Consider the following 13,190-nt stretch of genomic DNA (forward strand, 5'->3'; position numbering starts at 1 on the left):
CGGCCCGTGGCCGCCGCCGACCGGTCGGGGCGCGGACGCGGTTGCCGGGTGGCCGGGTGGCCGAGCGCCCGGCGCGTCCGGCCTCCCGACGCGCTCGCTCGGCCTTCCGACGCGACCGCCGCTCGGGGGGCCGTTCCCAGGCGGGGCGACCGGTGATGGGGCGGTGCGCGACAGGCGCCGGCGGCGGAGCCGATCGAACATGGGCGGACCCGCGACGAGTGCGGGGCGGATCCGCTGCGGGAACCGACGCCGGGGTAGCGGCCCGAACCGGGACACACCGGCCCACGAATCTTGCCGCCGCCGACTGCGCCACGTCAAGTGCGCTCGGCGCGGGATGGCCCTACCGCACGGGCGTCGCGGCACGGCCGTCCCCGAGCGCGGGCACGGGCATCGCGGCATGGATGGCACGGCGCAGGGGTCGCGGCACGGGCGTCAGGTCGCAGGGGGCAAAGGGGCAAGGGGCACTGCGGGGCGTAGCGGCAAGCGCGTCCCGGCGAGGCGCGGCAGCACGGACCGCGCGGCACGGGGATCCCGGAGCGGGGCACGGGGGTAGCAGCGCGAGTGTCCCGGCACAGACGCGGTGGGCGGGCGTAGCAGTGCGAGCAACGGACACGAGCGGCACGGCATGAGGGGCCCCGCGCGGGCGTAGCGGCGCGGGGGCACGGCGCGGGCATCTGGGTGCGGGGCGGCCCGGCGGATGCGTGGCGGCGCAGACATAGAGGACAGGCGCCGCGCAGGCACAGCGGCACGGGCGGCACGGCACGACGGTCTCTCCGCACGGGCGGCACGGCACCGGCTTCGCGCCGGGGTTGCGTCCGCGCGGGCGGCACGGCACGGGCGGCCTCGGCGGGAGCGTCATGGCCCGAGCGGCACGGCATGAGCATCGTGGCACGCGCGTCACGGCTTGGGGGATTACGCGGCAGGGCGGCGGCGCGCGTCACCGCCCTGCGGCGGCCAAGGCGCGACCGTCACCGGGCGGGGTGGTGGCACGAGCGGCACAGCGGCGTCTCGGCGAGGGCGTCTCGGCGGGGGCCTCGCGGCCGAGGCTCCGCGCGGTGCGCGGGGCGGACGCCGTTGTGGCGGCCTTGGCGGGCTTGGCGGCCTCCGCCTCCACCACCTGCCGGCGCGTCCCCCGCGCGCGGGGCTCGTGTGCCGGGCCGCTACGGTTACATACCGAGCGGTATGCACAGGCGCCGCCGGGCGCCCCGCACGACACGGAGGTGGACGGTTGAACGCGGCCGACCAGGACCCCGGCCGGGGCACGGCGCCCCGGCCCGCCGACGCGGCGCCCGCACCGCCCGACCACGCGCACTGGCAGGAGATCCCCACCCGCTGGGCCGACAACGACGCCTACGGCCACATGAACAACACCGTGCACTACGCGTTCATGGACACCGCCATCAACACCTGGCTGGTGGAGCAGGGCGGCCTGGACTACCGGGAGGGCCCGGTGATCGGCATGTGCGTGGAGTCCCACTGCGTCTACACCGCCGAGGCCGGGTTCCCCGAGACGCTGGCGGTCGGGCTGTCCGTGGGCCACCTGGGCACCTCGTCGGTGCGCTACGAACTGGGCCTGTACCGGAGCGACCGGCGCACCCGCGTGGCCGAGGGCTACTTCGTGCACGTCTTCTGCGACCGCCGCACCCGGCGGCCGGTCCCCATCGAGGGCCGGCTGCGCACCGCCCTGGAGAAGCTGCGGAGGAACGACGGATGAGCGCACCAGCACCCGCATCCCGCTCCGGCGCCGACGGCATGTCCGTGCGGGCCGCCGTGCTGCACGAGATCGGGGCGCCCGCCCCCTACGCCGAGTCGCGCCCCCTGCGCGTGCGCGAACTCGCCCTGCGCCCGCCCGGCCCCGGCGAACTGCTGGTCCGCGTCCGCGCGGCGGGGCTGTGCCACTCCGACCTGTCGGTGGTCAACGGCGACCGGCCCCGCCCGGTGCCGATGGTGCTGGGCCACGAGGCCGCCGGCGAGGTCGCCGCCCTGGGGCCGGGCGCCGAGTCGCGGTTCGCGGTCGGCGACCACGTGGTGCTGTACTTCGTGGCCCCGTGCGGCACCTGCCCGCGCTGCCTGGAGGGCCGCCCGGCGCTGTGCGTGCGCGGAGCCGCCGCCAACAACGCCGGCGACCTGGTCGGCGGCGGGCGGCGCTGGCGCGCCGAGGACGGCTCGGAGCCGGCCCACCACCTCGGCGTCTCGGCGTTCGCCGAGTACACGGTCGTCTCGGCCGACTCCGCCGTGCGGGTCGACCCCGACCTGCCGTTCGAGACGGCCGCGCTCTTCGGCTGCGCGGTGCTGACCGGTGTGGGCGCCGCACTGCGGGCCGCCGAGATCCGGCCGGGCGAGCGGGTGGCGGTGTTCGGGCTGGGCGGCGTGGGCCTGTCGGCGCTGCTGGGCGCCCGGGTGGCGGGGGCCGCCCAGATCGTGGGGGTGGACCCGGTGGCCGGCAAGCGGGAGCTGGCCGGTCGGCTGGGCGCCACCGACCGCCTGCCCGGCGGCGCCGAGGTGGTCGCGGCCGTGCACCACCTCACCGGCGGGGGCGCCGACAAGGTCATCGACACCACCGGCAGCGCCGAGGTCCTGGCCCAGGCGTACCTGGCGGCCCGGCCCGGCGGCACCACGGTGACGGTGGGGCTGCCCCACCCGGACCGGACGGTGGCGATCCCCGCCGTGACCCTGGCCGCCCAGGAGCGGACCCTGCGCGGCAGCTACCTGGGCTCGGGCGTGCCCGCCCGGGACATCCCCGCCTACATCGCGCTGTACCGGCGGGGGCTGCTGCCGGTGACCGAGCTGCTGTCGGGCCGGTTGGAGCTGTCGGAGGTCAACGCGGGCTTCGACCGCCTCGCGTCGGGCGAGGCGGTGCGCCAGGTGGTGCTGTTGTAGCCGGTGGAGGAGTTGCCCGCTGCTGAGCGGCTGTAGGCGGCGGCAGGTGAGGAGGTAAGGGGGGTTCGGCGGGCGGTCACCGGACCGCCCGCCGGTGGTCGGCGCGAGCGACGGGGCGCCGGCGGCGGCGGGTGGTCGGTGCGGGCGGGAACGACTCGGCGTGGGGGCTGCCTCGGTGGCGCGCCGCTGCCTCGGCCGTCCGGGCCGCTGGTCGATGACCGCGCGCCCGGACCTTCGTCCTCGTCCGCTTGCTCTTTCCGCGCCGATGGTGAACCAGGAGCCCCGCGCGGGCGGTCAAAGGGGGGCAGGCTTCACCAGGGTGGCCGTTGGCGGCCGCCCTCCTGGCCGACCCCCTGGAGGCACCCGTGTTCCACGCCGTCAGCGCCTGGCTGTCCGACGCGTTCCCCTACCTCCTGCTCCTCGGCTCGGGTACCGCGTTCACGTGGGTGGGCGGGGCGATGCTGCGCCGGATCCTGTGGCTGCGCTCCAAGGGTGTGCGGGTGCCCGGGGCGGTCGTGGAGCGCGCCGTCGACCAGGACCCCGGTGAAGCGCCCACCTACGCCGCCGTCTTCCACTTCACCACCCGCGAGGGCCGGATGATGCGCGTGCGCCAGTCGGTGTCCAGCAGCTCCAACCGGCTGCGGGTCGGGCAGCGGGTGACGGTGGCCTACGACCCGCGCGACCCGGCCCGCGCCGACATCGTGGAGGCCGGGAGCCAGCTCACCGGCGCGGTGCTCTTCACCGTGGCCGGCGTGGCCTCAGTGGTGGGCGGCGCGGTGCTGGTGGTGCGGGACCTGCTGTGATCGGGCTGATCCGGCCTGCTCCGCGCTGACTCCGCACGTGACCTGCTCTGACACGGGTGTGGGGCCGGGCCCCGGACCGGCCCCACACCCGGACCGGCTCCCCGGCCCCCTCCTCAGCCGATCAGCTCGGCCTCGGGGTACTCCGGTGACGGCCCGTCGAGCAACGGCTGCTCCTCACCCCGCAGGTGCTCGGTGAAGAACGCCGCCAGGTAGGCCCGCTGCGCCGCGACACTGCGCTCGGCGTCGATCGTGCCCACCGACTCGGTGCGGGTCGTCTCCCAGGCCGGGCTGTCGGGGTGCAGCCGCTCCTCGATCCGCGCCAGGACCCACTGGTGGTCCGTGAAGCTCATGTGCTCGGCCTCGGCGAGGTACACCTCGGTGAACTCCCCTGTCGAGGCGGCGCGGAACCTGCTCCAGTCCGGGGCGTGCTCGCTGGTGTGCGGCAGCCCCTCCCGACCCGAGCTTCCGCCGCCCATGAGGAGGAAGGGCCGGGGCGCGCCCGCGAGGGTGGCCCGGGTCCAGTCCTCGTTGCCGACGTGGTAGGCCATGCTGCCGTCGAGGTTGGCGGCGGCGTCCACGCGGTCGTCCACCAGCATGGTCTCGGCCGCCGTTATCCCGCCCGCCGAGTGGCCGAACACGCCGGTGTGCGCCGGGTCCAGCGCCGCGCCCAGGCCGCGCGGCAGCGTCCGCCCGTCGTCGCCGGCGCCGGCGTCGGGGTTGCGCCCGGCGGCCAGCTCTGCCACGGCGTCGAGCGCGAGCCGGGTGTCGGCCACCCGGACCGCGATGGCCTCGCGCATCGTCTCGGGGTCGGAACCGGCGGCGGTGTCGCGCACGATCCGGCCGTCGGGGAACTCCACCGCCGCCGACTCGTAGGGGTGGTCCAGGGCGACCACGGCGAACCCCCGGCTCGCCAGGTCGGCGAGCTGGGCGGCGGCCTGGTAGCGCGTCTGGCGGAACCCGTGGGAGTACACCAGCACCGGCAGCCGCCCCGCCTCCGCGGCCACGGGGGCGCCCACCACGGCGCCGGCGCGGGCGCCGGCGAAGTCGACGGCGTCGCGCGCCAGCCCCACCTGCTCCAGTTCGTCGGCGAGGCGGCCGGCCGCGGCCGGGGAGGCGTAGGGTGCCGGGTCGCCGTCGGCGCCCTCGGCGGCCGGGTACCACACGGTCGCCATCAGCTCGCGCCGCTCGGAGCCCTCCACCCAGGGGTGGCCCCGCGTGGGGTCGACCAGGTGCAGGTCCACCTGGCCCACGGCGTAGGGGCCGGTGGGCGCGGGCGGGCGCAGCCGGACGGGATCGGGGTCGGCCACCGCCGAGACGACGGAGGGCAGGGCGCAGCAGGCGGCGAGCACCGCCGCTGCGGCGGTGTAGGCGAGCGCGCGGACGCGGCCGGGCGAGCGGCGGCGGTCGGCGGCCGCCGAGCCGCGTGCGGTGGAGTCGGGGGCCGTGGGGTCGGGGATCGTGGTCATGGTGCCATCGTCGCGCCGCCGCCCCGCCCCCCACATGACCCGGACGTCGCCGCCCCGCTATCCCGATCGGCATATCCGGGCGGAAGACAGGCGCAGGAGGGAACGCCGACTAGGCAGGCGGGCACGCCGGCCGACCCGCGGCGGAGAAGCGTAGGCAGAGGCAGTGCCAACCGGTCAGGCGGACACGCGACAGCCAGGCTGCGGCGGCGGGGCCGCCTGGGTACCGGCCGCCCCCTCGGCCGGTCCGGCAACGGATGCGCCCGCCCGACCACCGACGGACACGGAGCCGACCGGGGCCAGGACCGGGCCGCCGCCCGGCGGACACACGCCCACCGGGCAGTGACGGACGTATGCCGACTGAACCACCGGGTCGCCGGTCGGCCCGGTCGCGCCGACGGCGGGCGGGCGGCGTCCACTCGGCGGCCTGCCCGGTCTGCTCGGCCGCCGCCAGTGGACAGGCCCCGAGCGGGCAGGCAGCGCCCGCGCGCGCCCGACCGCCCACCTGTCACCGTCCGCACGCTCACCGGTCCCCCGGCGGCGCCTGGCCGGGCACTACCCCGCACCCGCAGCCACGCCTACGCCCTCGGCCATGCCCACGGCCGCATCCGCAGTCGCTCCGCGTCAGTGCGGGTCAGTGCGGGTCAGTGCGGGTCAGTACTTGACGTGCTTGCCGCCGTCGATGATGAGGGTCTCTCCGGTGACCGCGTCCATTTCCAGCATGGCCAGCAGGGCGTTCGCCACCTGCTCCGGCTGGGTGGTGGCGCGCAGGGGGATGGACTCCCGCTCCTGGCGGGCGAACTCGGCGAAGCCCTCCTCTCCGCGCAGCCCGGTCTGCCAGCGGGTGGCCACCGTGCCCGGGGCCACCGCGTTGACCCGCACCTCCGGGGCCAGGACGGCCGCCAAGGACCGGGTGAGCTGCTGGAGGGCGGCCTTGCTGACCCCGTAGGCGATGGAGGAGCCCCCGGCGCGGAACGCCGAGATGGACGAGGTGTTGACGATCGCGCCGCGCGCCTCCCGCAGCGGGCGCTCCAGGGCGCGGGCGCAGCGGAACGCGCCCACCACGTTGACGTCGAGGATCTCGTGCCAGATGTCGTCGGTGAGGGCGCCGAGGTCGCCGGGCGGCACCGCGCGGGTGGTGGCGGCGTTGTTGACCAGGGCGTCGACCCGCCCGAACCGCTCCACCGCCCGCTCGGCCAGCGCCTCCACCTGGGCCGTGTCGGCGACGTCGGCCCGCACCGCCAGCGCGGGGGTGCCCAGCCGCTCCGCCTCGGCGGCGGTGGCCTCGGCCTCGGCGGCCGAGCGGGAGTAGGTCAGCACCACCCCGGCCGCGCCCCGGCGGGCCGCCTCCAGGCTCACCGCCCGTCCGATCCCGGTGCCGCCGCCCGTCACGACCAGCACGGATCCCTTGATGCGCATGGCGCGTCCTCCTTGTTCGTCGTCGCTCAACGGTGCGGCCGAGCGGTCGCGGCCGCGCGGTCACTGCGGCCCCGCCATTGCCGCGCGGTCACGGCGCCGCCGCGCGCAGCGCCCCTTCGACGCCCTCGCGCTCCAGTTCGGCCAGCGCGTCGGCCACCCGGTCGCCCAGGTCGCGCCCGCTCCCCCCGCACAGCGCGGGCACCGGCCCGCGCAGCAGGTCCACCGCCTCGCGCGGCCCGCGCGCGGCCGCCAGTCCGGCGGCGACGCGCTCGGAGCCGGGGTCCAGGGCGGGACGTTCGTCCGGCGGCGTGCGCAGCAGGCGCGCCCACGCCGCCACCGCCAGGCACGCCAGCCGGGGCTCGCGCCCGGCCGCCAGGTGCTCGGCGGCCGGGGCCAGCAGCCGCTGCGGCAGCTTCTCGGCGCCCTGGAGGGCGATCTGGGCCAGCCGGTGGCGCAGGCGCGGGTTGCCCAGGCGTCCCAGCAGCGCCTCGACGCCGGGCGGCTCGCCGCCGTGGGCGGCCGCGCTGGGCGCCAGCTCCCGCTCGTAGAGGGCCGCCAGGAACGGCCGCAGCACGGGGTGGCCCACGGCGTCGGCGACCGTCGCGGCGCCCAGCGGGAGGCCGAGGTAGGCCGCCGCCGAGTGCACGGCGTTGACGCAGCGCAGCTTGACCGTCTCGTAGGGGGCGAGGTCGCCGACCAGGCGGGCGCCCACCCGGTCCCAGGCCGGGCGGGGCCCGGCGAAGGCGTCCTCGATGATCCAGGAGCGGTACGCCTCGCCGACCACGGCCGCGTCGTCGCGGTAGCCCAGCGCGGCGGCGACCCGCTCGGCGTCGCCCGGCTCGGCGGCGGGCACCACCTGGTCGACCACGGTGCCGCAGAACGCGGTGCGGGCGCTGATCCACTCCCACAGCGGACCGCCTTCGCGCTCGGGCAGCAGCGCGCAGAACGACTCCACCAGGTCGCGCAGCAGCCGGCCGTTGGCCGGCAGGTTGTCGCAGCTCAGCACCGTCAGCGGCGGGCCGTCCAGGCGGCTGCGGACCTGGAGGCCGCGCACCAACTGCCCCACGGCGGTGCGCGGCGGGCGCCCGGCGGCGTCGGCGGCGGTCTCGGGGTCGTCCGGCGCCAGCCGGCCGGTGGCCGGGTCGTGGCGGTACCCGGCCTCGGTCACGGTGAGGGTGACGACGTGGGTGGTGGACGCGGCCACCGCCACCGCGAACCGCTCGGGCTCGTCGCGGGCCGAGACGGTGTCCGCGATCGCGCCCACCACGCGCAGCCGGTCGGCGCCGTCGGCCGCCCGGTCGGTGACCGTGTACAGCCCGTCCTGGGCGCGCAGCGCGTCGACCACGGAGCGGCCCCGGCCGGCCGCCGCGCAGATCGACCAGTCGCCGCCCTCGGCGGCCATGGCCTCCTGGGTGAGGACCGCCTGGTGGGCGCGGTGGAAGGCGCCCGGCCCCAGGTGCACGATCCCCACCCCCGCCCCCTCGGGCGGCAGGCCGCGGACGGCCTCGGCGGGCAGGTGCGCCCGCGCGGCCCGGGACAGGCGCGGCGGGTGGTCCATGGCGTGGCCTCCCCTCGTTGGGTCTCGTCTCGTCTGGGTGCGCGGCGGGCGGGTGGGCGGGGTCAGTCGGTCCCGCCGGCCGGGGTCCCACCGGCGGGGGTGCCGCCGGCGGGGGTGCCCTCGGTGCTGCCAGTGCCACCGGTGCCACGGGTGCTCCCGCCGCGTCCCGTCCCCACGATGCTGCCCTGGCTGGTCTCGAACGCGGTGATGTCGATCTCGCGTGTCTCGCGGGAGAACAGGAACGCCACCAGCGAGACCGCGCAGGCGCCCACCATCATCAGCGCCACCAGCCACGGGTCGCCGCCGGAGTACTCCAGCAGGAACGACGCCACCACCGGCGAGAAGCCGGCGATCGCCGCGCCGATCTCGCGCGAGGCCGCGAACCCGGTGTAGCGCACGCCCGCGCCGAACAGCTCGGCGTAGAACGCGGGCTGCACCGCGATCATCGGCGCCAGGCCCAGGGTGGTGGCCACCAGCAGCGCCAGCCAGATCACCACCGGCTCACCGGTGTTGAGCAGGAAGAAGAAGGGGTAGGCGAACAGCGCCGTGAACACCACGCTGAAGATGTTCACCGGCCGCCGCCCGATGCGGTCCGACAGCGCGCCGTAGACCGGCTGGAGCAGGATGACCGCCACGCCGAAGGCGATCACACCGGTCAGCGCCACCCAGCGCGGCTGGTCCAGGGTGGCGGTCAGGTAGGACACGCTGAACGTGGCGTAGATGTAGACGACGGCGGTGTCGGCGATGTGCGCGCCGATCCCCACCAGGAAGCTGCCGGGGTAGCGGGTGAGCGCCCGCAGGATCGGCACCTTGACGGTGGTGCGGTTGGCCGCCGCGCGCAGGAACACCGGCGACTCCGCCACCCGCAGCCGCAGGTACAGCGACACCCCGATGAGCAGGAAGCTCAGCAGGAACGGCAGCCGCCAGCCCCAGGAGTACAGCGCCTCGTCGGGCAGGAAGCCCACCAGCAGGAACACCACCGTGCCCATGACCAGGCCGATCTGCACGCCGGTCTGGGCGTAGGAGCCGTAGTAGCCGCGCCGGGCGGGCGGGGCGTGCTCCGACAGCAGTGTGGAGGCGCCGCCGAACTCCGCGCCGGCGCCCAGGCCCTGGCAGACCCGCAGCAGGGTCAGCAGCACGGGCGCCCAGATCCCGATCACCGGGTAGGTCGGCAGCAGGCCGATGAGCCCGGTGGAGACGCCCATGATCAGGGTGGTGATCACCAGCGTGGTGCGCCGGCCGAAGCGGTCGCCGATGTGGCCGAACACGAAGCCGCCCAGCGGGCGGAACACGAACCCCACCGCGAAGCTGGCGAAGGCCACCAGGGTGCCCACGGCCGGGTCGGCGTCGGTGAAGAACAGCGTGTTGAAGACGAGGGCGGCGGCCGTGCCGTAGATGAAGAAGTCGTACCACTCCAGCGCGGTGCCCACGAGCGAGGCCAGCACGACGCGGCGCATCTGGTCGGGTGGGGTGGGTCCGGCGGGTCCGGTGCTGCCGGGGGCGGGCGCCCCCTCGTGTGCGGTCATGGCGGTGTACTCCGTCTCTCCCCCGTCTAAGGTCAGCGGTCGGTCCGGGCGGCGGCTCGGGCGGCCCCGCGCGCGGGCGGGCCGTGGTGCCAGCGGTCCCGGAAGCGGTGGTGCGGTGTCAGTTGTGCGGGCGCGGCTCCTCCGGCGGGGACGGCCGCGCGCCGCCGTCCCCGCCGCCCCCGGTGCCGGCGGCGCGGTCGGCGCCCCGTGCGTCCGCTCCGCCGGGGGGCAGCAGGTCGAGCAGGTCGTTCCAGGTGGCGGCCGGCACCGGGATCCCGGCGGCGGTGCGCTCGGCGCGCGCCCGCCGCTCGACGTCGCCGGGCACCAGGACCTCGGTGTGGCCCTGCGCGGCGGGGGTGCGCCGCAGCTCGTCGGTGAAGTCCTCGACCTGGGCGCGGAACACCGCGGGCGGCAGGAACCGGGCGGGGTCGACGCCCATCAGCACCGTGCCGTTGCCGCCGTCGTAGTCGGGCAGGCAGGAGATCCCGCCGCCGGACAGCAGCCCGCCCACCGCCTCGATCATCACGCTGAGGCCGTAGCCCTTGTGGCCGGCGAAGGGCAGCAGCGCGCCGCCGCCGTAGAAGTCGCCGGGCTCGGTGGAGACGCGGCCGGCGGGGTCGAGCAGCACGCCGTCGGGCGCCGGCTCGCCCCGGGCGCGCAGCATGGCGAGCTTGCCCTCGGCGATGGCGGAGGTGGCCCAGTCCATGACGACCGGCTCGCCGCCCCCGGGGTCGCCGGGTGCGGCGGGGCCGCAGGGCAGCGCCCAGGCCAGCGGGTTGGTGCCCAGCCGGCGTTCGCGCCCGCCGAAGGGCGCCACGGTGGGATCGACGTTGCACAGTGCGATCCCGATGTGCCCGGCGCGCGCCATGGCCTCGACGTACTCGCCCAGGCGGCCGATGTGGTTGCACTCGCGGACGGCGGCCACGCCGATCCCGTGGGAGCGCACCGCCTCCTCCAGCGCCTCGACGGCCGCCGCGGCGGCGATCTGCCCGAAGGCGCGGTGCCCCCGGACGGTGACGACCGCGCCGTCGCGGCCGGTGACCTCGGGCCGGGCGGCGGGGTCGATGCGGCCCAGGCGCACCGCCCGCGCGTAGACGGGCAGCCGGCGCACGCCGTGGGAGTCGTGGCCGACCAGGTTGGCGCCCACCAGGGAGGCCGCCACCGCACGGGCGGTGTCGGGCGGCGCGCCCATGTGCGCCAGCGCCGACTCCGCCATGGCGGTCAACTCGTCGGCGGACACCACACGCGGCGCGGCCTCGGCGTCGAGCCCGCCCTGCCCGCCGGTGTCCATCCATCCGTCGCCGCCAACCGGCGCCCGCCCCCCGTTGTGCACGGATCCTCCCCTGGTCCAGCGCGTGCGTTTCATTGAATGAAACGCCATTCCATTGCGTTGCCCTGCATGGTGGCACAGATGTGAGGACATGTGAAGGGGGTCACAGCAATGGGTGCGCAACGCCGCCCACGGAACCGACTGAGGTACGGATCCCGAGGTCAGGGACGGGCGATCACCCGGAGGAGGCCGGGGCGGACACCGGCGCGAAGCCCGGGAAGCAGTGCGCAGAAACCGGAGGGCGGGGCGCGGAGCCGGAGGGCCGGGGCGCGATGACCGGGAAGAGGGGCGCGGCGACCGGGGAACGGGCCGGGCGCCTGAATCGGGGCCGGAACGGGACTTGGCGCCCGGAAAGAGCGGTGCAGCGGGCGCGGGTGCAGCGGGGCGCGGCGACCGGGGAACGGGCCGGGCGCCTGAATCGGGGCCGGTGACCGCAGAGCCGGGCGCGAGGCCGGACACGGCGGCCCGGACGTGCGTGGCGGGCGGGGCACAGGGCGGGTGCGAAGCCGAAGGGCGGGCGGCGGGCGCGGCCCTGTCGGATGCCCCGGCCCGTGGCCGGGGGCGGGGCGGACGGCCGCTCTCCGGGCCGCAACAGGCCGGAGGACAGGACAGATCCCCGGGCTTGGCCCCGCCTGTGCGGAGCCTGCCGGCTGGACAAGGTCCGGCGCCCGGGGATCCGGGTGTCCGTTGTGGATTCGCTAGGGCGAATCGATCACTCGTGCCGTCCTAGCGGACGGACACCTCGCTAGTCCCAAGCTTCATCACTGTCAGGACCACCTCCTTTCCTGCGTGGCTCCGACAGTACGACCCGCGTGCCGAACGGGGCAAATGTTTTTTCGGTGCCCTGCCCCACGTCCTTCGGGAGGCCCCGGCGGCCCTCTTCGGCGAGGTCCGCCGCCCGCCCCGCGCCGCCCGGCGGCGCGGGGCGGGCGCATACCATCGGGAGTATGACTTCGCCGCTGTTGACGCGCCCCGGCGCCGTGGCCGCCGCCTCCCCCGACTCCGACGTCGCCGCGCACTACGGCGAACCCGCGCAGGAGGGCCGCGCGCTCGACCGCGCGGCCGCCTGGGTCGACCGGAGCAACCGCGGCGTCGTGCGCGTCTCCGGCCCCGACCGCCTGAGCTGGCTGCACAGCCTCACCAGCCAGGCCCTCACCGGCGCCGCGCCCGGCACCGCCACCGAGGCCCTGGTCCTGGACACCCGGGGGCACATCCGCTTCCACCTGTCGATCGTCGAGGACGGCGCCGCCGTGTGGGCGCACACCGAGCCCGGCGCCGCCGCCGAACTCGCCGCGTTCCTGGACTCCATGCGGTTCCTGCTGCGGGTCGAGGTCGAGGACCTCACCGACTCCCGCGCGGTGCTCACCCTGGCCGGCCCCGACCGGGAGTCCGCGCTGGCCGGCGTCCCCGACCTCGGCGCCGACGTGCCGGTGCGCCGCGCCGGCGACGAGATCGACCTGTTCCTGCCCGCCGAGTCCCTGGCCCCCGTCGCCGCCGCCCTCAGCGACGCCGGCGTGCGCGGCGCGGGCCTGTGGGCCTACGAGGCCGCGCGCATCGCCGCGCACCGCCCCCGCCTGGGCCTCGACACCGACCACCGCGCCATCCCCCACGAGACCGGCTGGGTCGGCTCGGCGGTGCACCTGGACAAGGGCTGCTACCCCGGCCAGGAGACCGTGGCGCGCGTGCACAACCTGGGCCGCCCCCCGCGCCGGCTGGTGATGCTGCACCTGGACGGCATGGCCGAGCGCCTGCCCGAGCGCGGCGCGGCCATCGAACTGGACGGCCGCCAGGTGGGCGTGGCCGGGTCCTCGGCGCGCCACCACGAACTCGGGCCGATCGCGCTGGGGCTGGTCAAGCGCACCGTGCCGGTCGACGCCCAGTTCAGCGTCGACGGCATCGCCGCCGGCCAGGAGGTCGTCGTGCCGCCCGACACCGGCGCCAACGCCGACATCCCCCTGCGCCGGCGCGGCGGCTGATGGGCTCGCCGCGCCCGCGCGGGTGTGATCTCACAGGCGCGACCGCGCGGGTGTGACCGCCGACAGGGCGGGTAGTCCCCCTACTCGCGTCCGGCGCCCCGTCCCCCCGACCGGACCGGGTGCGCGTCCGGGCCAGGGCGTTCAGTAGCCTTGCCCAGGTCCGTCCGCGTGCGGTGCCCCGTCCCCGGGGCACGGCGGGCGTCGGCGGGCGTCCCACCCCTCGACCGATAGCGGA

9 protein-coding genes are annotated in these 13,190 nt (G+C 76.9%); 4 read left to right on the forward strand and 5 right to left on the reverse strand.

Annotation, left to right across the window (positions count from 1 at the left end):
* The first annotated feature begins 1,228 nt into the window (after window positions 1-1,228).
* The 3 genes from LG943_RS04935 to LG943_RS04945 all read left to right on the forward strand — a co-directional run bounded on the left by LG943_RS04935 (window position 1,229) and on the right by LG943_RS04945 (window position 3,683).
* Window positions 1,229-1,714 (forward strand): acyl-CoA thioesterase, encoded by a 486-nt coding sequence (locus tag LG943_RS04935; protein ID WP_270070962.1) that lies wholly within the window; start codon window positions 1,229-1,231, stop codon window positions 1,712-1,714.
* On the forward strand, window positions 1,711-2,880 hold the full coding sequence (locus LG943_RS04940) for an alcohol dehydrogenase catalytic domain-containing protein (protein WP_270070963.1): 1,170 nt from the start codon (window positions 1,711-1,713) through the stop codon (window positions 2,878-2,880). The genes LG943_RS04935 and LG943_RS04940 overlap by 4 nt, the downstream gene beginning before the upstream one ends.
* Window positions 2,881-3,206: 326 nt before the next feature.
* The gene (locus LG943_RS04945; protein ID WP_270070964.1) at window positions 3,207-3,683 is read left to right on the forward strand and encodes a DUF3592 domain-containing protein; all 477 of its coding nucleotides are present in this window, start codon (window positions 3,207-3,209) and stop codon (window positions 3,681-3,683) included.
* A 113-nt stretch (window positions 3,684-3,796) separates the two neighbouring features.
* Here the strand turns inward: LG943_RS04945 and LG943_RS04950 are convergent, their stop codons facing one another.
* The 5 genes from LG943_RS04950 to LG943_RS04970 all read right to left on the reverse strand — a co-directional run bounded on the left by LG943_RS04950 (window position 3,797) and on the right by LG943_RS04970 (window position 10,940).
* Entirely contained in the window at window positions 3,797-5,149 is a 1,353-nt protein-coding gene (locus tag LG943_RS04950) for an alpha/beta hydrolase family protein (RefSeq protein ID WP_270070965.1), read from the reverse strand.
* A 651-nt stretch (window positions 5,150-5,800) separates the two neighbouring features.
* A complete protein-coding gene (locus LG943_RS04955) occupies window positions 5,801-6,565 on the reverse strand; it encodes an SDR family NAD(P)-dependent oxidoreductase (protein ID WP_270070966.1) in 765 nt (254 codons plus the stop codon).
* Between the two features lie 88 nt (window positions 6,566-6,653).
* Complete coding sequence (locus LG943_RS04960) at window positions 6,654-8,123, reverse strand: mannitol dehydrogenase family protein (protein ID WP_270070967.1); 1,470 nt, start codon at window positions 8,121-8,123, stop codon at window positions 6,654-6,656.
* A 62-nt stretch (window positions 8,124-8,185) separates the two neighbouring features.
* Window positions 8,186-9,649 (reverse strand): MFS transporter, encoded by a 1,464-nt coding sequence (locus LG943_RS04965; protein WP_270070968.1) that lies wholly within the window; start codon window positions 9,647-9,649, stop codon window positions 8,186-8,188.
* Between the two features lie 118 nt (window positions 9,650-9,767).
* Window positions 9,768-10,940, reverse strand: coding sequence for an Ldh family oxidoreductase (locus LG943_RS04970; RefSeq protein WP_270070969.1), 1,173 nt, complete (start codon window positions 10,938-10,940; stop codon window positions 9,768-9,770).
* 986 nt (window positions 10,941-11,926) lie between these two features.
* Here LG943_RS04970 and ygfZ point away from each other — a divergent pair.
* Window positions 11,927-12,955, forward strand: coding sequence for a CAF17-like 4Fe-4S cluster assembly/insertion protein YgfZ (gene ygfZ, locus LG943_RS04975; RefSeq protein WP_270070970.1), 1,029 nt, complete (start codon window positions 11,927-11,929; stop codon window positions 12,953-12,955).
* Window positions 12,956-13,190 lie beyond the last annotated feature (235 nt).

The organism is Streptomonospora mangrovi (assembly GCF_027604915.1).
GTDB lineage: Bacteria > Actinomycetota > Actinomycetes > Streptosporangiales > Streptosporangiaceae > Streptomonospora > Streptomonospora mangrovi.

Bases quoted from the DNA above. Each gene is read 5' to 3' on its own strand.
- LG943_RS04940 (WP_270070963.1), top strand. From the start codon at position 1,711: ATGAGCGCACCAGCACCCGCATCCCGCTCCGGCGCCGACGGCATGTCC.
- LG943_RS04950 (WP_270070965.1), bottom strand. From the start codon at position 5,149: ATGACCACGATCCCCGACCCCACGGCCCCCGACTCCACCGCACGCGGC.
- LG943_RS04955 (WP_270070966.1), bottom strand. From the start codon at position 6,565: ATGCGCATCAAGGGATCCGTGCTGGTCGTGACGGGCGGCGGCACCGGG.
- LG943_RS04960 (WP_270070967.1), bottom strand. From the start codon at position 8,123: ATGGACCACCCGCCGCGCCTGTCCCGGGCCGCGCGGGCGCACCTGCCC.
- LG943_RS04965 (WP_270070968.1), bottom strand. From the start codon at position 9,649: ATGACCGCACACGAGGGGGCGCCCGCCCCCGGCAGCACCGGACCCGCC.
- LG943_RS04970 (WP_270070969.1), bottom strand. From the start codon at position 10,940: ATGGACACCGGCGGGCAGGGCGGGCTCGACGCCGAGGCCGCGCCGCGT.
- ygfZ (WP_270070970.1), top strand. From the start codon at position 11,927: ATGACTTCGCCGCTGTTGACGCGCCCCGGCGCCGTGGCCGCCGCCTCC.